Annotated in this window: 18 protein-coding genes; 10 read left to right on the top strand and 8 right to left on the bottom strand. The window is 63.1% G+C overall.

Annotated elements, in window-relative coordinates; translation table 11 throughout:
• Together ACFDTG_RS13515 and ACFDTG_RS13510 are read left to right on the top strand one after the other, a co-directional pair.
• Window positions 1-834, top strand: an 834-nt coding sequence (locus ACFDTG_RS13515) for a hypothetical protein (protein WP_375291541.1), incomplete at its 5' end; no start/stop codon positions are given.
• Between the two features lie 131 nt (window positions 835-965).
• Window positions 966-2585: a lysine--tRNA ligase gene (locus tag ACFDTG_RS13510; protein ID WP_375291540.1), complete on the top strand. Its 1620-nt coding sequence runs from the start codon at window positions 966-968 to the stop codon at window positions 2583-2585.
• A 304-nt stretch (window positions 2586-2889) separates the two neighbouring features.
• Here the strand turns inward: ACFDTG_RS13510 and ACFDTG_RS13505 are convergent, their stop codons facing one another.
• Entirely contained in the window at window positions 2890-3555 is a 666-nt protein-coding gene (locus ACFDTG_RS13505) for a hypothetical protein (protein WP_375291539.1), read from the bottom strand.
• Window positions 3556-3605: 50 nt separating this feature from the next.
• Here ACFDTG_RS13505 and ACFDTG_RS13500 point away from each other — a divergent pair, with 50 nt between their 5' ends.
• From ACFDTG_RS13500 to ACFDTG_RS13490, 3 genes are all read left to right on the top strand, one after another.
• Window positions 3606-3761, top strand: coding sequence for a hypothetical protein (locus tag ACFDTG_RS13500; protein ID WP_375291538.1), 156 nt, complete (start codon window positions 3606-3608; stop codon window positions 3759-3761).
• Between the two features lie 221 nt (window positions 3762-3982).
• Entirely contained in the window at window positions 3983-4789 is an 807-nt protein-coding gene (locus ACFDTG_RS13495) for a hypothetical protein (RefSeq protein ID WP_375291537.1), read from the top strand.
• A 238-nt stretch (window positions 4790-5027) separates the two neighbouring features.
• Window positions 5028-5705: a phytanoyl-CoA dioxygenase family protein gene (locus tag ACFDTG_RS13490; protein WP_375291536.1), complete on the top strand. Its 678-nt coding sequence runs from the start codon at window positions 5028-5030 to the stop codon at window positions 5703-5705.
• A 307-nt stretch (window positions 5706-6012) separates the two neighbouring features.
• Here the strand turns inward: ACFDTG_RS13490 and ACFDTG_RS13485 are convergent, their stop codons facing one another.
• On the bottom strand, window positions 6013-6135 hold the full coding sequence (locus ACFDTG_RS13485; RefSeq protein WP_375291535.1) for a hypothetical protein: 123 nt from the start codon (window positions 6133-6135) through the stop codon (window positions 6013-6015).
• A 104-nt stretch (window positions 6136-6239) separates the two neighbouring features.
• Window positions 6240-6908 carry a prolyl hydroxylase family protein gene (locus ACFDTG_RS13480; protein WP_375291534.1) on the bottom strand — a complete coding sequence of 223 codons (669 nt, stop codon included), beginning with the start codon at window positions 6906-6908 and terminating at the stop codon, window positions 6240-6242.
• A 97-nt stretch (window positions 6909-7005) separates the two neighbouring features.
• On the opposite strand from ACFDTG_RS13480, the gene ACFDTG_RS13475 reads away from it, so the two are divergent.
• On the top strand, window positions 7006-7572 hold the full coding sequence (locus tag ACFDTG_RS13475; protein WP_375291533.1) for a cytochrome b: 567 nt from the start codon (window positions 7006-7008) through the stop codon (window positions 7570-7572).
• 45 nt (window positions 7573-7617) lie between these two features.
• Here ACFDTG_RS13475 and ACFDTG_RS13470 read toward each other — a convergent pair whose 3' ends face one another.
• A complete protein-coding gene (locus tag ACFDTG_RS13470) occupies window positions 7618-8538 on the bottom strand; it encodes an RcnB family protein (RefSeq protein WP_375291532.1) in 921 nt (306 codons plus the stop codon).
• Between the two features lie 183 nt (window positions 8539-8721).
• Here ACFDTG_RS13470 and ACFDTG_RS13465 point away from each other — a divergent pair, with 183 nt between their 5' ends.
• The gene (locus ACFDTG_RS13465; protein WP_375291531.1) at window positions 8722-10032 is read left to right on the top strand and encodes a chloride channel protein; all 1311 of its coding nucleotides are present in this window, start codon (window positions 8722-8724) and stop codon (window positions 10030-10032) included.
• 79 nt (window positions 10033-10111) lie between these two features.
• Here ACFDTG_RS13465 and ACFDTG_RS13460 read toward each other — a convergent pair whose 3' ends face one another.
• On the bottom strand, window positions 10112-10684 hold the full coding sequence (locus ACFDTG_RS13460) for an FMN-dependent NADH-azoreductase (RefSeq protein ID WP_375291530.1): 573 nt from the start codon (window positions 10682-10684) through the stop codon (window positions 10112-10114).
• 99 nt (window positions 10685-10783) lie between these two features.
• On the opposite strand from ACFDTG_RS13460, the gene ACFDTG_RS13455 reads away from it, so the two are divergent.
• Window positions 10784-11176, top strand: a complete 393-nt coding sequence (locus ACFDTG_RS13455) for a winged helix-turn-helix transcriptional regulator (protein ID WP_375291529.1) — start codon at window positions 10784-10786, stop codon at window positions 11174-11176.
• 92 nt (window positions 11177-11268) lie between these two features.
• On the opposite strand, the gene ACFDTG_RS13450 is transcribed toward ACFDTG_RS13455, so the two are convergent.
• A complete protein-coding gene (locus tag ACFDTG_RS13450; RefSeq protein ID WP_375291528.1) occupies window positions 11269-11706 on the bottom strand; it encodes a peptidylprolyl isomerase in 438 nt (145 codons plus the stop codon).
• Between the two features lie 608 nt (window positions 11707-12314).
• On the opposite strand from ACFDTG_RS13450, the gene ACFDTG_RS13445 reads away from it, so the two are divergent.
• The gene (locus ACFDTG_RS13445) at window positions 12315-13154 is read left to right on the top strand and encodes a ThuA domain-containing protein (protein WP_375291527.1); all 840 of its coding nucleotides are present in this window, start codon (window positions 12315-12317) and stop codon (window positions 13152-13154) included.
• A 144-nt stretch (window positions 13155-13298) separates the two neighbouring features.
• Here ACFDTG_RS13445 and ACFDTG_RS13440 read toward each other — a convergent pair whose 3' ends face one another.
• Complete coding sequence (locus tag ACFDTG_RS13440; protein ID WP_375291526.1) at window positions 13299-14450, bottom strand: sensor histidine kinase; 1152 nt, start codon at window positions 14448-14450, stop codon at window positions 13299-13301.
• Between the two features lie 80 nt (window positions 14451-14530).
• Window positions 14531-16204: an energy-dependent translational throttle protein EttA gene (ettA, locus tag ACFDTG_RS13435; protein ID WP_375291525.1), complete on the bottom strand. Its 1674-nt coding sequence runs from the start codon at window positions 16202-16204 to the stop codon at window positions 14531-14533.
• Between the two features lie 68 nt (window positions 16205-16272).
• On the opposite strand from ettA, the gene ACFDTG_RS13430 reads away from it, so the two are divergent.
• Window positions 16273-17336: M28 family peptidase (locus ACFDTG_RS13430; RefSeq protein WP_375291524.1), on the top strand; the 1064-nt coding region annotated here is incomplete at its 3' end.

Genomic DNA, 17336 nt, shown 5'->3' with positions numbered 1-17336 from the left:
CCCGCGATCGTATTGCCTGAACCGGTGGTCGAGGAAAGCACTCCGGTCGCCGCGACCAATCCGGCTGCGAACGCCTCGGCTCGCCCCGCGCAGAGCACCGCGACCGTTTCGACCCGCAATTCATCGCCTGAACCGGTCGCTCGCACTGAGCCAGCGGCTGGCACCGCCGGGGATGTGGCGACTAATGACGTGCAGCCTGCAACGGCGCCGCAGCCTATCACTTCCAGTGATGCACTCGGCAACGAGTTGATGACCGGAGCAACGACCGCGTCGAGCCAGCCGCTTGCCGCCGCCGCTCCCGCTGAACCGACCGTTGCCAGCGATAACGGCACCAATGAGCTTGCGATTGCTGGCGTACTGGGAGCCCTTGGCCTTGCCGCTGTCGGTGGTATCGCGTTCCTCGCATCGCGCCGTCGCCGCACCTCGGGCACGATCGCCGAAGCCACGCCGATCGAGAGGACGTTGGAGCCCGCCGCCCCCGTTGGTGTGAAGCGACAGAACGTCGCCACCACCTACGCTGCGCCTGAGCGCCAGGCCGCTCCGGCCATGGCATACGCTCCCCCGGCTTACACCTCGACCAATGGCGATCCGGTTCCGCTGCCGTCCAGCGCGCCGACCTCCTATGCCGAGAGGGACAGCCTGCTGCGCCGCCTGATCGATGCCAAGCCCGATCGTGCCAACCCGTTCAAGTCACCGGCGGCCCGCGCCCGCCGTGCGCGCCTGATCATCCAGTCGCTGGGGCGCAACTTCGAAAACCGTAAGCCGCGCTTCGACCTCAGCCAGTACAGCAACCGCTGGCCGGCCCTGCGCGGATGGCAGCCTGCGACCGCCTGATCCCCCTCCCTTCCTCCGGGCATCGCAGGCCCAACGGGGCGCCTCCTGACCGGGGCGCCCCAACTTTTGCCCGAAGCCGGCCAAGTTTTTGGTCGAAACCCGGGCGGGCAGGCGCTAGCGACCACACCGCAATGACCGATCAAGCTCTTATCGACGCCGCGCGTTCCTCCAAGGCCTGGCCCTTCCAGGAAGCGCAGAAGCTGCTGAAGCGCTATCCCGACGGTACGCGGCCCGATGGTTCGCCGGTGCTGTTCGAAACCGGATACGGCCCCAGTGGGCTGCCGCATATCGGCACGTTTCAGGAGGTGCTGCGCACCACCTTCGTGCGCCGCGCGTTCGAAGCGATGATCGGCGCGAAGCCCGAAGACGGCAAGACGCGGCTGGTCGCCTTCAGCGACGATATGGACGGGCTGCGCAAGGTGCCCGAAAACATCGCGAACAAGGACATTCTCGCCGCCAATCTCGGCAAGCCGCTCAGCCGCATCCCGAGCCCGTTCAGCAACGAACACGACAGCTACGCCGCGCACAACAACGCGATGCTGCGCGAATTCCTCGACCGCTTCGGCTTCGATTACGAATTCGTCGCCGCCAGCGACCGCTATAATTCGGGCGCATTCGACGATGCCTTGAAGCAGGTGTTGCGCAGCAATCAGGCGATCCTCGACATCATGCTGCCCACCCTGCGGGAGGAACGGGGCAAGACCTATTCGCCGATCCTCCCCGTCTCCCCCACCAGCGGCCGCGTGCTGCAGGTGCCGGTGGAGGTCGTGGATGCCGAGGAAGGCACGGTGCGTTTCACCGACGAGGACGGGACCGAGATCACCCAGTCCGCGCTGGGCGGAATGGCCAAGCTGCAATGGAAGGTGGACTGGGCCATGCGCTGGTACGCGCTGGGCGTGGATTACGAGATGTACGGCAAGGATCTGACCGACAGTGGCATCCAGTCGGGCAAGATCGTGCAGGCGCTGGGCGGCCGCCGTCCCGAAGGGCTGATCTACGAGCTGTTCCTAGACGAAAAGGGGGAGAAGATCTCCAAGTCCAAGGGCAACGGCCTGACCATCGAGGAATGGCTGGATTACGGCCCGCCCGAGAGCCTGGGCTTCTACATCTTCCCCAATCCCAAGAGCGCCAAGGCCCTGCATCCCGGCGTCATCCCGCGCGCGGTGGACGATTACTGGCAGTTCCGCGAGCGGCTGGCCGACCAGGATATCGACAAGCAGCTGGGCAACCCCGTCTGGCATCTGTTGCGCGCGACCCGCGATGGTTCGGGCGAGGGGGCGGGGGACAGCCTGCCGGTCAGCTACAGCCTGCTGCTGAACCTCGCGGGCGTGCTGGGCGCCGAGGCGAGCGAGGAAAGCCTGACCGAATATGTCGCGCGCTACAGCGGCGCGGAGGTGGACGATACCAACCTCAAGGCGCTCATCAGCTGTGCGGTTCGCTACAACCGCGACTTCGTCGCCCCCACGCTGGTCAAGCGCGCACCGACCGCGAACGAGGCGGCGGCGCTGCGCGATCTGGATGCCGAACTGGCCAAGGCCGCCCCCGACACTCCTTCCGACGATCTCCAGACCATGGTCTACGAGATCGGCAAGAAGGAGGAGCACGGGTTCGAGTCCCTGCGCGACTGGTTCAAGGCGCTGTACCAGACCCTGCTCGGCAGCGATCAGGGCCCGCGCATGGGCAGCTTCATCGCACTCTACGGCGTCGAGGAAACGCGGCGCCTCATCGCGGAGGCGTTGGAGCGAGCTTGATCGAGCAAAGACTGTTCGCCAAAATTCCTCGCGAAACCGGACTGTCAGCTAACGACCCCTTAGCGGACGTCAGGTAGACTGGTGCGGCGCGCTAAAATCGGTCGTTCGGACACGCCGCAGCATTCCCATTTCTCCATGTTCACGAAGCCGTTTTGAAAAAGAGCAATTGGGAACACATTTCGGGAAAGCAGCTGGCCAGGCCCCCCCAATAAGGATAGTTCTGCCTACGCTGTCCCGGTGGAGGTTCGTTTGCGGGAACAGCGAGATCGCTGCCAAGGCGCGCCATTTTCATCGCGCGCATCGATCAGGGATTGGCGGTTACCTGTTCGGCAGTACGCAGGGCGTGGACTAAACTAGAACCAAGGCTTCGCAGATTATTTCCTCGGTTCGGAGTTGCTGTCACCAACAATACGTTGCCGTCGACCAAGCGTAGCCGCATGCTGCATCTCGAAATCCAGCGGCGGATCGTTCCTCCAATGCCAGCGACTCTCTGGCAGGTGGCAGGAACAACATACGTCTGGCCTCCACTCAGGTGAAGCGTCAAGTCGACGCGAGCCGAGCTTCCGATTGGATCGACACGGATCGGCGAGAAGGTTACGGAGCTTATCATGTCGGCGCGTAGCGGCGAAGTGGAAGGCGCGGTTCTCGCGACCTGCACCGGATCTCCGATGTTCGCCGTTGCCATTGGGTCGATCTCTTCACCACCCTCCGGCAATCGGAAGCCGAACAGTGCGACTTTAATTACCGGCGTTCCCGAATGCTGACAAAATCGTCCAAAACCTCGCTCGCGCTGCGTTCTTCCGGAACGCAACAAGCCAGGCTCGGTCGACATGGCGTACCACTGGGGATCAGTCCAGGGAGGGAGGTCGTAAACGACGCTTCCCACTCGCACGCGCAAGTGACCGCCGAAACCACAATCAGCGTCAACAGTTTCGAGCCACTGTAAGCCGCCGATTGCAACACTGATCATGCCAACCATGATCCACAACCACCGCGCGTGTCCGCTCCTTGCCCTCATAAATGGCATTCGGCTGCATCTTTGGCAGCTTCCAGATCCTGGCTGCCCGCCCACAAATCGGCAACGTGATGATCGGAGCGCGGTTCGAGCGTGACCGCGTTGCAGGTATGACGCTTGAAACCCAGCAGGGGCGGTGTGACAATCTCATGAACGGTTAGGTGAATTGGGATTGCCATCAATTTCTGATGACTTGCCAGACTTACCTTACCAAAGCGCTTCGAAGTTGCGCAGCAAGTGATTGCCTCTACCAAAACCTTCGGAATAGGCTTGACCGGCGCTACGCTTTAGAATCTCTTCCGGTACCAACTGGAGGCAAAAAAGGATGTCTAAGTCGGTGAGGGAAGTGCCGATTCGGTGTGCATTGCGCGGAATACTTGCCGTGACGGTCGCAACATCGTTCGGCGCGTGTGCATCGCAGCGCTATGCCGGGCTTGACCTGCGGCCCGGTGCGGCTCCGGCGGACATCCAGCAACTCGCCCGTGTCACCCAGAGCGGCAGCAAGCAGGCGCAACTTGACTTGGGCATTCGTCTTCAGGAGGGGCGTGGCATTCCCGTCGATCACGGCAAGGCGGCTAGGCCTTTCGCGCGCGTCGCTACGGACAGCGCCGAAAACCGAATGTTGTTTGTGCCAGCGGCCGGCTCCTTGCGTTCGACAATCTTGCCGATCCGCCAAGGTACCAAGATTACCAGGTCGGCTGAGGCCCGCGCCCGCTTGCAGACGCTCGAGTCCAGCAAAACGACTTCACAGGAAAGGTCGTCCGGCGCCCCAACGTTCATCCATGCAAAAACATCAGCCATGATCGAAGCAGTGGACCAACTGAGCCGGCAGCGGGAGAAGCTGAGTCTTCACGATCTTCAGGTTGCTTTTCAGGTAAAGCTGGAGCGGGACGAGAAATACCAAGGGTATGGTCAGCTGTACCACAAGCGGGGCGGTGAACCCGGGGTTTCAGTGTTCGTCCTTCCCAACGGCGACTTGCGACTGTCGATCGAGCTGAATGCGGATCAGCCGGTTGAGCAGTGGCGTGACGAATTGCTTCATAAAGGATGGAGGAGCTTTGATCAGATCAGACACCCGTTCATACAGGATACGTTTCGCCGGAACGAGACGGAGCTCCGCATCGAGCATAACACATCGACTGTCTCAAACATCACCGTGTTCGGGCTTCACGCCTCACAGGCATTTTGAAATCGACGCGTAGATTTCCCGAAACTCGATCCTTTTCGGGAACGACCGCTATCGCCGCTACCTCCTCGAAAGCTGCCGGTCCGTTAACCACCCCATTGCAGACGCTCACGCCGTTCGGTGGTCATTCCACAAGCAGACTGGCAGCTTCGCTCTTTTCGAGCATAAATCCAGACCAGCCGCTAACGACCCCATTGCGGACATTGCGCTGCTACTGGGAAGCGGCGTATTTCCACGAGGGATGAATGACGAAGCAATCGCGGCTTTTGAAAGCGACGGAGCCCAACTTTTCAAGGGGGCACTCAAGCCATGTATAGGCGCACTTGAGGAAGCACTTTCCACTTTGCCCCAAGACGAAGCGGGCATTCGGCTTCGAGGAATTGAGGCCCTCGCGCCGTTGCTCGCCAGCAAAGGCTGCATTGGCGCCATCGCAACCTCAGTCTTAGGAGAAAATGCAAGGCCGGTCCGGGCTATACTTTTCAACAAATCGCCGGAAACCAACTGGTCACTCGGATGGCATCAGGACCGCACCATATGCGTCACAAAGAAGCGGGAGGCTCCCGGCTTTGGCCCTTGGACGGTCAAAAGGGGCATGATCCATGTAGCTCCACCTTTCGACTTGCTGACCCGGATGGTGACGGTGAGGGCGCATCTCGACGATGTTCCTGCCACTAATGCACCCCTGCTTATTGCGCCGGGTTCGCACAAGCGAGGTCGGGTCTTAGTCGACGAAATCGATCAGGTCGTTGAACTTTGCGGCACCCATTCGTGTATCGCCGAGGCTGGAGATATCTGGCTCTATTCTACTCCGATCCTCCATGCGTCAGAGGCGGCTTCGGTTCCGAAGAGCAGGCGCGTCCTTCAAGTAGATTTCGCGGCTGAAACTCTGCCCTTTGGCCTCGAATGGCTAGGCATTTAAGGTCAGCTTCCCACCCCAATCTCAGTCACCAGCGTTCATAATTTCCCATCCCGATCGCCGACGTTGCGACCCGGCCGCGGGATGTCGGCACGTTTTTTCTGTCCTACACGCCGCAAATCTGCCTTAACCTCGTCGATGCGCAAGGCTCCTGCCCATCGACACCGTCGCCGCCCGCCATTGTTCCGCCGCGTGTCCTTACGCGCGCCTGCCGAAGGGTGGAGCGAGGTATGGCAACGCGCCTTCTTTGCGGCTTTGTCTTGCACCGGTTCGCGACAATTTTCGGAAGGTGACAGATCGCGAGCTCGAACTACGGCTCAAAAAGGGGTTCGAGCGCCCTTTCTTCGACCACGATCGGAGGAATGCCATCCGGCGAAAGCCCATGGATTCCGCGCTTTTCCGACTGCATCGCAGCAAAGGCAGTCTCGTCCATCCCTATCAACGCAGCGGTGCGGGGTGACTTTGGAAGAGTTTTGTAAAACCCCCCGGTGTGCGGTCCATGTCTCCTCCGCTCCGGCTCATCTTGAAGCGTCGCTGTCAGGCGAAGGCGCGGGTGCGGTACCACTTGGTCAGCACGTATTTCTCGCCCTTGATTACCGGCGTTCCGGCATGAAGCGTGTCGAGATTGGGCGTGCCGTCGGGCCTGGCGTTGTTCCAGATCATCAGCACGCCGGGCTTGGGTTCGATGGAGGCACCCACCTTGGTGAAGAAGGTGTGCCCGCCTTCCTCCACGGCGTTGAGGAACGCCATCGCCGTCCAGCTGCGCTGCCCGCCGCGTTTCTTTTCCACCTCCCAGTATTCCTGATCGGTGTAGAACCAGTCGTTGTGCGGCTTGAACTCCTGCCCCGGAAGGTAGCGCTGGCCTTGGATCGTCTCGCCGCATTCGGGCGATATGGCCAGCAGATCGTCGATCCGGCGCGAGATGGCGCGCACGAAGGCGTCGCTGCCGTCGAAATAGCCGGTGTAGCTGGTGCGGAACTTGGCGATATAGGCGGTTTCGTGCAACTCGCTGGGCCGCGCGACCGCATCGATCTTCGCCGTGAGCCGCTTGCATTCGTCCTGCGTGAGGAAATCGCCGACGGCGTAGATTTCGGCCAGATCGGTCGGCAGCTTGTAGACGCCGGGGTCCGCCTGAAGCCGCGCGCGCACCGATGCGCCAACGCGCTTGAGCGCATCCTGGTCCGGCACTTTCTTGGGTTCAGCCATGCGGCGCTCTCTATCATTCCCCGGGCCATGAACAAGACGGCTTGCCAGCTTTCCCATCGGGGCTAGGGTGTCGGCGAAGCACGCGAGAGGACAGACGATGGCACTCACAACACCCGCAAAGTCACGCTATTCAGCGGTGTCTATGCTGTTTCACTGGACGATCGCGATCGCGGTGATCGTCAACTGGCGGATCGCGGAGGCGGCAGAGCATGCCGAGGGCGCGGCCAAGGGCGCGATCTTCGCCAATCACAAGGCGCTGGGCATCGCCATCCTGGTGCTGACGCTGGCTCGGCTCGCCTGGCGGCTGGGCCATCCCATGCCCGCGCTGCCCGCGAATTACGCCGGGTGGGAGCGGGTACTGGCGCGGACCACGCATGTCGTGTTTTATATCCTGCTGATCGCCCTGCCGCTGGGCGGATGGGTCGCCAATTCGCTGGTCGGGCGCGATATCGATTTCTTCGGCCTGTTCACCATTCCGCCCCTGCCGGTGGGCGACAACAGCGAACTGGGAGGCGCGATCTTCGGGGCGCATGCAACCGGCGGGACGATCCTGCTGCTGCTGATCGCGCTGCATATCCTGGGCGCGCTCAAGCACACCTTCTTCGATCGGGACGGCGGCATCTTCCGCATGCTGCCCTTCGGGCGCGTCGGTTCCGGCGCCTGAGGTCAAACGCCCCGCCGGCCATGGCGGCGGGCGGGGCCGGTCATTCTACCAGAAGAAGTCGTAGATCACGTCCACCACTTCGCCGCTGTAGGTATCGACGAGCATCGCGTCATCGTAATAGCGGACCCAGCGATAGGGGCCGTAGGCGGGCGGCAGGCGGTAGCGCCACGGATCGTTGATCCAGTACCGGTTCGAATAGAACAGCGAGTTGAGGACGATACCGATCCGCAACCGGTTGTAGCTGTAGCCGCGATAGGGCGAGTAATAGCGGCCCAGACGGTAGATGGATTGGTTAGCCGAGCGGTAGTTGTGCCAGTTGTACCGGTTGTCACGCCGCCAGCTGTTGTCCCAGCGGCGATGATCGCGGCCATAGCGATTGTCGTCCCGCCGGGCGTCGCGATAGCCGCGCGCGTAGTTGCGGGCATCGTCGCGCCGCTCGCCTCGGCTGTCCTGGCGCCAGTCGCGCTGATCCCCGCGGTTGTCCCCTCGCCAGTCACGCCGGTCTTCGCGGTTGTCCTGACGCCAGTCGCGACGGTCTTCCCGGTTATCCTGGCGCCATTCGCGGCGGTCCTGGCGATTATCCTGACGCCACTCGCGGGCATCCTGGCGGCCATCCCGGCGCCCTTCGGTCCGATCTCCGCGGCGCTCGTTGGCACCATAGCTGCGGTCGCGCGGGGCGGTGTAGGTCTGATTGCGCTGCGGGGTGCGCAGGTCTCCACGCTCGATCCGTTCGGGCGCGGCGATGGGTCGTGTTGGGATATCGCGCCGATTGGGCACGCGTGGCTGGCGCGCTTCCCGTGGCGCGCGATCCTCTCGATGGGCGCCACCGCGCCAGCCACGTTCGCCGTCCCCGTCACGCTGCGCGGTGCGGGCGCTGGTCCATTCGCGGTCGGGCGGCGCCGCGGCCGCCGGGATGGCCGGCGCGACCAGCGCGAACACCAGAGTGCAGAGCGCGGTGCTTTTCATCAGTGAACCAATTGTCATGGAGCGCGTGTTCCCTTCGCTGGCCGCTCCACCGCGCGGCGAACCTTCGATCAGCCGGGCCTAATGCGCGGCCAATGACCGGAAAATGAACCGAGGTTGCGCTCGCCGGAAAGCTTGCGAACGGGCTCTGGACGCGGTTGCCACCGAGCCATAGGGAGCGCGCACATGCAATGGAACCAGCTTCCCGCGGCCACGGGCGTGGCTGCCCTCTCCCGGCGCCTGCTCGGCGGGGCGGACTGGGCCCGCCGGGTTGCGACCCTGCTGGGGGCGATCGCCGTGGGCCTTGCTGCCATTGCCTTCGCCTGGGGGGCGGACCGCGCCGATGCGGCCTTCCGCACGCTGACCCAGACGACGCCGTGGCTGCATCTGGTCCTGACGCCTTTGGCCTTCCTCGCCATCGCCTGGGCCACGCGGCGCTTCTCACCCGAGGCGAGGGGATCGGGCATTCCACAGGTCATCGCTGCCAGCAAGACCCCGCGCGCCAGGGCATCGCGGCGCATGGTGTCGCTCAAAACCGCGCTCTCCAAGGGCGTGCTGACCGTCGGCGCGCTGGCGGGCGGCGCTTCCGTGGGGCGCGAGGGGCCGACGGTACAGCTGGGTGCGGCGATCATGCTGCGCATTCACCGCCTGTTCCGCGTACCGGTGGGCGCGGGCATATACATCGCCGGCGGGGCCGCGGGCGTCGCGGCGGCCTTCAACACGCCGCTCGCCGGCATCGCTTTCGCCATCGAGGAACTCGCCGTCGCCTACGAGCAGAGGCTGGCCGTGCTGGTGATGGGCGCGGTGATGATAGCGGGTCTTACCAGCCAGGGTCTGATTGGGAATTACGTCTATTTCGGCCGGATCACCGGGGGATTGCCCCTTCAATCGGTTCTGGTCGCTGCGCCGCTGGCCGGGATCGTCGGCGGCGCGCTTGGTGGTTTGTTCTCCCGCGCCATGCTCGCGCTGCGCGGGCCCGACGGACGCTGGACGGGGCTGCTGGCGCGCCATCCGCTGGCTACCGCGCTGATATGCGGCATCGTGGTGGCGGTAGTCGGATTTGCCACCACAGGCACGACGTCCGGCACCGGATACGAACCGACGCGCGCGCTGCTGGAGGGGGAAAGCGGCGAGTTCTGGTTCGGCCCCGCCAAATTCGTGGCCACCCTGGCCACCAGCGCCAGCGGCATTCCCGGCGGCATCTTCGCCCCCTCTCTGGCGGTAGGGGCCGGGTTCGGACAGGCGCTCACGCCCTTGTTTCCGGGGCAATACGCCGGGCTGATCGTGCTGGTCGGGATGGGCGGATATTTCACCGGCGTTGTGCGTGCGCCGCTCACCGCGGTGATCATCCTGTCCGAGGCAACCGGCAATTCCAGCGCCATCCTGCCGCTGTTCGCCGCGTGCCTGCTGGGCGACTGGGCAGGGGCGCTGGTCTGCCGGGAGCGGCTGTACCACGCCCTGGCGCGCGGCTTCGCACCCGCCCCCGAGCGAGCGTAATGACAGCAACGGCGGCGCGAGGCACGGGATCGCATGCCTCGCGCCATGGTGTTCACGCCCGGGGGGGCGGGGCGCAGCTTCAGACCGTGGCTGAGCTCAGCAATCGGATCTGATCATGCGCCGATGCGATCGCGGCGGTGCGCGCGTCGTCGCTGATCTTGATGCCTTCGGCGATCACGAAGGTGATATCCGTGATCCCCATGAACCCCAGCACGCTCTGCAGATAGCGCTCTGCGTGCTCTACGCTGCGCTGTGCGCTGTCTTCGCCATAGAGGCCGCCGCGCGCGATCCCGACGATGACGCGCTTGTCCCCCATCAGCCCCTCGGCGCCGTTCTCGGTATAGCGGAAGGTTTCCCCCGCCACCGCCAGCCGGTCGATCCAGGCCTTCAGCTGGCTCGGGATGGTGAAGTTGTACATCGGAGCGCCGATCACCACCGTGTCCGCCGCCTTGAACTGAGCGAGCACGTCCTGCGAATCCTGTTCCCCGAAAGCGGGGAGGGTCAAATGGTCCAGCGGCTTGGCTACGAGATCGCGGTACTGCACCTGCGCATCGCCGTTTTCGGCTGTCAGTTCGGCCACGATGGCCTGGGTAATCTCGCGGCTGACGCTGTCGTCGCCGGTGATGGAGGAATCGACGTGAAGAATGTTCATGGCTTGCTGAATCCTAGGTCACTGAAATTGACCAGGCCTACTTAAGTGACCATATCGGCGGGGCAAGAACGCAAAATTCGCTGACCAGGTCACACGCATATGACTGAAAATCCCCACCCCCATTCCGACCCGGGATGCCGCGCTGTGAGCGAGGTGCTGAGCCGCGTCGGCGACAAATGGACCACGCTGATCGTGAATGCCTTGGACGCCAAGGCGGAAGGGGAGGGCACGCGCTTCAACGTGCTCAAGCGCGAAGTCGGCGGAATCAGCCAGCAGATGCTCACCCGCACGCTGCGCACGCTGGAACGTGACGGCATGGTGGCCCGCACGGTCTATCCCACGGTGCCGCCGCGGGTGGAATATGCTTTGACCCCGCTGGGGCGGTCGCTGGCAGTGCCGGTCAAGGCGATCGTGGACTGGACCTTCGCCCATCTGCCCGAAATCCATTCCAACCGCGATGCCTTCGACGGCGCGCTGGACGATGTGGCCTGATCCACGCGGGGCCTGATCTATGCGGGCCTGATCGATGAGCGGCGGGCGGCGGGCACCCTTAGGAACCCGCCGCCAACATGCAGTAAGCCGGATCAGGCGGCTTGCTTGATCTCTCGCAGAGTGATCCCGAAGGTCAGGTCTTCGCCCGCCAGCGGGTGATTGCCGTCGGCCTTCACAACCTGATCGTCCACCGAGACGATGTAAAGCGTGACGGGCGATCCGTCCTGCTGTTGCGCCTGCAATGCCATGCCTGGCTCGGGCGCGGGTTCGGGCGGCAGGTTGGCGCGGGGAATGTCGACCACCATTTCCTCGCGCCGCTCGCCGAAGGCATTAGCGCTGTCGATGGCAACGTTCTGCTGCTCGCCCACCTGCATGCTGGTGAGTGCCTGCTCGACCTGCGGGAAGATCTGCCCTTCGCCGATCTGAACCGCCTGCGGGCCCTGTCCTTCGGTGGTGCCGACGACGGTGCCGTCGCTCTTGCGGACTTCATAGTCGATGGCGACGGTGTCGCCGTTCTTGGGAGTAGCCATGTTTACCTCTTGGGATTTCGTGTGGTGGCGGCCGCGCGAATGGGGCCGCCGGAGGGATGCACCCCGAACGGGTGCCTTGCCGCAGAGTCTCTCAAGCCTGGCCGCTCATGTCAAATGCAGCGCTGGGCGAGTGCGGTGCCGGAAACCATGGACCGCGGACAGGGGGGTTTTACAAAACTCAGCCAAGGGGGAATAGCTTTGTAATTGAGATGCTTGCGCCGGTTTCTCAACGACGCGGTGTCACTTTCCAGTTTCGGGCGCGCCCAGAAAATGGCGACACATGCATGCGATTGACGTTTTGAAAGAGGCACACGGAGTTTAGCAGATCGCGCAGATGTAGGACAGCCCTCGATGCGGCGAACTTCGGCATCGCTTTGATGCGCGCTACAAGTCCCCCGATGGGCAGGGCGGGTTTGGCCCATTGCGAAATGCACCGTCTGCGGATGCGGGTTATCTGTTCAGCGCGAAAATCGCTGCACTTTGCGGTGTCTTGGCCGCGAAAAAGCTTGCGGTTGCAGCGTCGGTCGAGGCACCGATTTTCGGCACGAAAGGACCAGAAGGTTGTCATGACCCCGGATTCCCTCGGCGAGAGAGATGGGAGGATAGATATGACACGAATGACGATGGTATTCGCGTCGGCGGCGGTGTTGCTTTCTCCCGTCATCGCGTTGACGGCACAGCCGCCCGGCGATCCCCATCTTCCCGCCCCTAGCTTCGATACGGTCCCGCCCGAGTTGCCTGACGGGCTGGACCATGCGGTCCTGGTGTTTTCCAAGACCAACGGCTGGCGGCATATCGAGCATATTCCCCACTCGAATGCGGTGATCCAGAAGCTGGCGGGGATGCAATCGCGCGAAACCTTCGCCACCGAAAACGCCGCGATCTTCAATCCCGCGCAGCTCGCACGTTTCGATGTGATCGTGATGAACAGCGCCAGCGGCGATCTGTTCACATCCGAACAGCGCGCGGCACTGGTCGAATGGCTGGAAGGGGGCGGCGGTCTCGTCGCCATGCATGCCGCCGGCGGGGATAGGGTCCAACCCTGGACCTTTTACGCAGAGGAGATAATTGGCGCGCGCTTCATCGGCCATCCCAACGATGCGGACCAGTTCCAGACCGCACGGACAGTCAATCTCGCGCCCGACCACCCCGTGATGCAGGGCATCCCGGCGGTTTGGCCGTGGGGGGAGGAATTCTACAGCTTCGACCGCGTGCCCACGGGGCGCGGGACGCGGCTGCTCCTCGCACTGGACGAGAGCGAGTGGCGACATCCCCCCGAACTGGCGATGGGCGATCCGCATCCGCTGGTCTGGACCCGAACGCTGGGGAAAGGGCGCATCGTATTTTCGGCCCTGGGACACAGACCGGAATATTACGATGCGACCGCGCATCGGCGCCTGATCGGCAATATGATCGCCTGGGCAGCCCATCGCCCGCGCGGAGAATAGCGCGCGCGGAAGGTGATTGTGCCGTAACCCTCTCCTCCGGTAAAATATCGAGACGTAACCGATCCGAACGATTGGCCCTTCTCATTATTGTCCGCTGAAGCGTGTTGCTCGCTAATGCACCGGGAACGGATGCTTGAGACTTGTTCAGCTTTCCAACGGAACTCTCAGGCGCGCACAGGTGCCGCCGTCGTCCTCATGAGTCCCGAAATGAAGTTCCGCACTCAATTGCTTTGCCAGCGACTTCATCAGCCGCATGCCCAATGATGGCGAGGCTTTATCGAATCCGTCTATGCCAACGCCTTTGTCGAGGACTGTCAGGAGATAGCCGCCATCTTCGGTTCGTCCTGAAACGGTGATCGTGCCGCCATCTTCGTAGGCGTACTTCACCGCGTTTGTGATGAGTTCATTGATGACCAAGCCAACCGGAATGGCGATATCGGCGCTGACGATCTGACTTTCGAGGTCGCTCTCAATCTTGTGTTCTGGAGCATGCGAGGCGAGATTTTCGGCCACTTCGCCGATCATATCGGCCAGGTCGATCATGCCCACCGACTTGCTCCGCCAAAGCAGATCATGCGCCATTCCGATGGCTTCGACACGTTCCTGTGCATCGCCGAGGATCGCCGTGATTTCCTCGTTCTGCGCCTCTCTGCTTTGCATGGCCAAAATCGAACTGACCATGCCGAGGCTGTTCTTGATCCGATGGGACGCCTCTTGCGTCAGCAAGCGTTCGTGCTGGCTCGCCACCTTGAGCGCCTCTTCGATCTTTTGGCGTTCCAGAGCGACCCCGATCAGGTGTGCGAAACCGCGCATGAAAGACAAATCGGCTTCGCTGAATTGGCCGGGATCACGGCTGTCGACCTCCAGGACGCCATAATTCTTACCATTGACCTCGATCAGAATGTTGATTGCGCGCTTGACGCCGTGATTGGCCATGAAATCCGGCGTCCGAAACCGGGTTTCTTTCGACAGGTGGTTCGATATCGCCGCGTTGCCTGTCTGAAAGGCGTAACCGGCAGGCGATCCGGTGTCGGCCGCGAGAACCTTCTTCCCGACGATCCCGTCTTTCCAGCCAACGCCGGCTTCCACCAGCAAATCGCCGGTTTCCGGCCGAAATTCCAGAACCTTGCTGAGAGAGGTCCGCATCCCCGCAGCTGCGAGTTCGACAGCGCTTCCAAGCAGGGCCTGTTTGTCGCGTGCCCGCAGCGCCTGGACGCCGAAGTCGGCGAGAATGCGCTGCTGATCAAGTCGATAAGACAGCTCGTTGGTTTCGACCATGTGCTCAGCTTGATCCATGAAGCGCATCCTTTGCGCATTTTACGCGCAGGCTACTCGGCGACAAACCGATTTGTCCGCGCTGCGATGCGAGGTCCCTCTCAGCGAGTCAGTTTCTTATAAGCCAACCTGGTCGGCCGATCGGCCGCATCGCCCAGCCTGCGCCGCTTGTCTTCCTCGTAAGCCTCGAAGTTGCCCTCGAACCATTCAACATGGCTGTCGCCTTCGAAGGCTAGGATGTGCGTTGCCAGACGGTCGAGGAAGAAGCGGTCGTGGCTGATGACCACGGCGCAGCCGGCGAAGTTCTCGATCGCGTCTTCCAGCGCGCCCAGCGTTTCCACGTCGAGGTCGTTGGTCGGTTCGTCCAGCAGCAGGACGTTGCCGCCCTCCTTCAGCATCTTGGCCATGTGGACGCGATTGCGTTCGCCGCCGGACAGCTTGCCGACGTTTTTCTGCTGGTCCGGGCCCTTGAAGTTGAAGGCGCCGACATAGGCGCGGGTGGACATGTCCTGCCCGTTGACCTTCATGTAATCGAGCCCGTCGGAGATTTCCTCCCACACGTTGTGCTTGGGGTCGAGGTGGTCGCGGCTCTGGTCGACATAGCCGAGGTGTACGGTCGAACCGATTTCCACCGTGCCGCTGTCGGGTTCTTCCTTGCCCGTCAGGATCTTGAACAGGGTGGACTTACCCGCGCCGTTGGGGCCGATCACGCCCACGATGCCGCCGGGGGGCAGCATGAAGGAAAGGTCTTCGAACAGCAGCTTGTCACCATAGGCCTTGGTGATGTTCTTGGCCTCGATCACCTTGCCGCCCAGCCGCTCGGGCACCTGAATGACGATCTGCGCCTTGCCGATCTGGCGGCTGTCCTGGCTGTTCTGCAAATCCTCGAACTTGCGGATACGCGCCTTGGACTTGGTCTGGCGCGCAGCGGGCGTCTGCCGGATCCATTCCAGTTCGCGTTGTAGCGCCTTCTGCTTGCCCGATTCCTCGCGGCTTTCCTGCTCCAGACGCTTGGCCTTCTTCTCGAGATAGGTCGAGTAGTTGCCCTCGTAGGGGTAATACGACCCGCGATCGAGTTCGAGGATCCAGCCCACCACGTTATCCAGGAAGTAGCGATCGTGGGTGATCATCAGCACCGCGCCGGCATATTCGGCGAGGTGGTTTTCCAGCCACTGCACGCTTTCGGCGTCGAGGTGGTTGGTCGGTTCGTCCAGCAGCAGGATGGAAGGCTTCTGGATCAGCAGGCGTGTGAGGGCGACGCGGCGCTTCTCACCACCCGACAGATCGGTGACGGGCCAGTCGCCCGGCGGGCAGCGCAGCGCCTCCATCGCGATTTCGAGCTGGTTGTCGAGCGTCCAGCCATCGACCGCGTCGATCTTGTCCTGCAATTCGGACATCTCGGTGCTCAGCGCGTCGAAATCGGCGCCGTCCTCGCCCATTTCCATGCCGATCGCATTGAAGCGTTCGACCATGTCGGCGGTTTCGCGCGCGCCGTCCTTGACGTTTTCGAGCACCGTCTTGCTCTCGTCGAGCTCGGGCTCCTGCTCCAGATAGCCGACGGTGATGTTCTCGCCCGCCCAAGCTTCGCCGGTGAAATCCTTGTCGATGCCCGCCATGATCTTGATCAGGGTGGATTTACCCGCGCCGTTGGGGCCCACGATGCCGATCTTGGCACCCTGGTAGAATTGCAGGTTGATGTCCTTCAGCACCGGCTTGTTGGCGCCGGGGAAAGTCTTGGTCATGTTCTTCATGACGAACGCATATTGCGCGGCCATCGCGGTTTCCTTCGGATCGGGAGTTTCGGGCTGAAAAGGCTTGCGGCGCCAGATAGGCGGTGGGGGCGATGGGGGCAAGCCGCCAGCGCACCTTTGCACTTGGCAGCCGCGCGCAGGCTGCTAGCAATCGGGCCATGCTCAAGATCGTCTGGACTCTGCCCGCCTTCGCCATAGCCTCCGTAGCGCACGCCGCGCCGCCCCCGCCGCCGATTGAATTGCATGCGGAAAGGGTGGCGAAGGAGGATGGTCTTGCGTGGGATTTCGTGGAGGGCATCACCACATTCGTCGGCCCGCGGCAGGCGGGAACCGAGGCCGAGAAGCGCGGCCGCGAATGGGCGGTCGAATGGCTGAAGGCGCACGGCTTCCAGAACGTGGCGATCGAACCATACCGGATGCCGACCTGGGTTCCGGGCGACAGGATGCATGCCGAGGTGGTGGCCCCCTATCCGCAGCCGCTGACGATCCTGCCGCTCGGTAACAGCGCGGCGACGCCGGAAGGCGGGCTGACCGGTAAGGTCGCCTATTTTCGCAGCTATGCCGATCTCGAGGCGGCGGCCCCCGGATCGCTGCGCGGGAAGATCGCCTTTATCGATCACGCGATGAAGCCTACGCAGGACGGCTCTGGCTATGGCTTTGCCGGCCCCGCGCGCTGGACCGGGCCGGGCCTGGCGGCGAGCAAGGGGGCCATCGCCACCGTCATCCGTTCGATCGGCACCGAGAATCACCGCACGCCCCATACCGGCGGCACCAATTTCCCCGAAGGCGTGGCGCCGACGCCCGCGGCGGCGCTTTCCAATCCCGATGCGGACAATCTGGCGCGGATGATCGAGCGCGGGGGCGACATCACGCTGAAGCTCGACCTCAACCCGCGCTGGCTCGGCGACACCGAAAGCGGCAATGTGGTGGGAGAGATCGTGGGACGCGATCCGTCTTTGCCGCCGTTGCTGCTGGCGTGCCACCTCGATAGCTGGTGGGCCGGGACCGGCGCGATCGACGATGGTGCGGGCTGCGGGATCATCGCAGCGGCCGCCCGGTATGCGGCGGGGTGGACCAAGCCGCTGCGCACGGTGCGCGTGCTGTTTGCGGGGGCGGAGGAAACCGGCCTCTGGGGCAGCAAGGCCTATGCCGAAGC

Source organism: Qipengyuania sp. (assembly GCF_042095715.1).
Classification (GTDB): domain Bacteria; phylum Pseudomonadota; class Alphaproteobacteria; order Sphingomonadales; family Sphingomonadaceae; genus Qipengyuania.
The sequence above is the reverse complement of the archived record's forward strand: the minus strand, read 5'-3'. Positions and strand labels throughout refer to the sequence as shown.

Excerpts from the sequence above, each read along its gene's own strand:
- ACFDTG_RS13510 (WP_375291540.1), top strand. The coding sequence starts at position 966 with ATGACCGATCAAGCTCTTATCGACGCCGCGCGTTCCTCCAAGGCCTGG.
- ACFDTG_RS13505 (WP_375291539.1), bottom strand. The coding sequence starts at position 3,555 with ATGATCAGTGTTGCAATCGGCGGCTTACAGTGGCTCGAAACTGTTGAC.
- ACFDTG_RS13500 (WP_375291538.1), top strand. The coding sequence starts at position 3,606 with ATGGCATTCGGCTGCATCTTTGGCAGCTTCCAGATCCTGGCTGCCCGC.
- ACFDTG_RS13490 (WP_375291536.1), top strand. The coding sequence starts at position 5,028 with ATGAATGACGAAGCAATCGCGGCTTTTGAAAGCGACGGAGCCCAACTT.
- ACFDTG_RS13485 (WP_375291535.1), bottom strand. The coding sequence starts at position 6,135 with ATGGACGAGACTGCCTTTGCTGCGATGCAGTCGGAAAAGCGCGGAATC.
- ACFDTG_RS13480 (WP_375291534.1), bottom strand. The coding sequence starts at position 6,908 with ATGGCTGAACCCAAGAAAGTGCCGGACCAGGATGCGCTCAAGCGCGTT.
- ACFDTG_RS13475 (WP_375291533.1), top strand. The coding sequence starts at position 7,006 with ATGGCACTCACAACACCCGCAAAGTCACGCTATTCAGCGGTGTCTATG.
- ACFDTG_RS13470 (WP_375291532.1), bottom strand. The coding sequence starts at position 8,538 with ATGAAAAGCACCGCGCTCTGCACTCTGGTGTTCGCGCTGGTCGCGCCG.
- ACFDTG_RS13465 (WP_375291531.1), top strand. The coding sequence starts at position 8,722 with ATGCAATGGAACCAGCTTCCCGCGGCCACGGGCGTGGCTGCCCTCTCC.
- ACFDTG_RS13460 (WP_375291530.1), bottom strand. The coding sequence starts at position 10,684 with ATGAACATTCTTCACGTCGATTCCTCCATCACCGGCGACGACAGCGTC.
- ACFDTG_RS13455 (WP_375291529.1), top strand. The coding sequence starts at position 10,784 with ATGACTGAAAATCCCCACCCCCATTCCGACCCGGGATGCCGCGCTGTG.
- ACFDTG_RS13450 (WP_375291528.1), bottom strand. The coding sequence starts at position 11,706 with ATGGCTACTCCCAAGAACGGCGACACCGTCGCCATCGACTATGAAGTC.
- ACFDTG_RS13445 (WP_375291527.1), top strand. The coding sequence starts at position 12,315 with ATGACACGAATGACGATGGTATTCGCGTCGGCGGCGGTGTTGCTTTCT.
- ACFDTG_RS13440 (WP_375291526.1), bottom strand. The coding sequence starts at position 14,450 with ATGGATCAAGCTGAGCACATGGTCGAAACCAACGAGCTGTCTTATCGA.
- ettA (WP_375291525.1), bottom strand. The coding sequence starts at position 16,204 with ATGGCCGCGCAATATGCGTTCGTCATGAAGAACATGACCAAGACTTTC.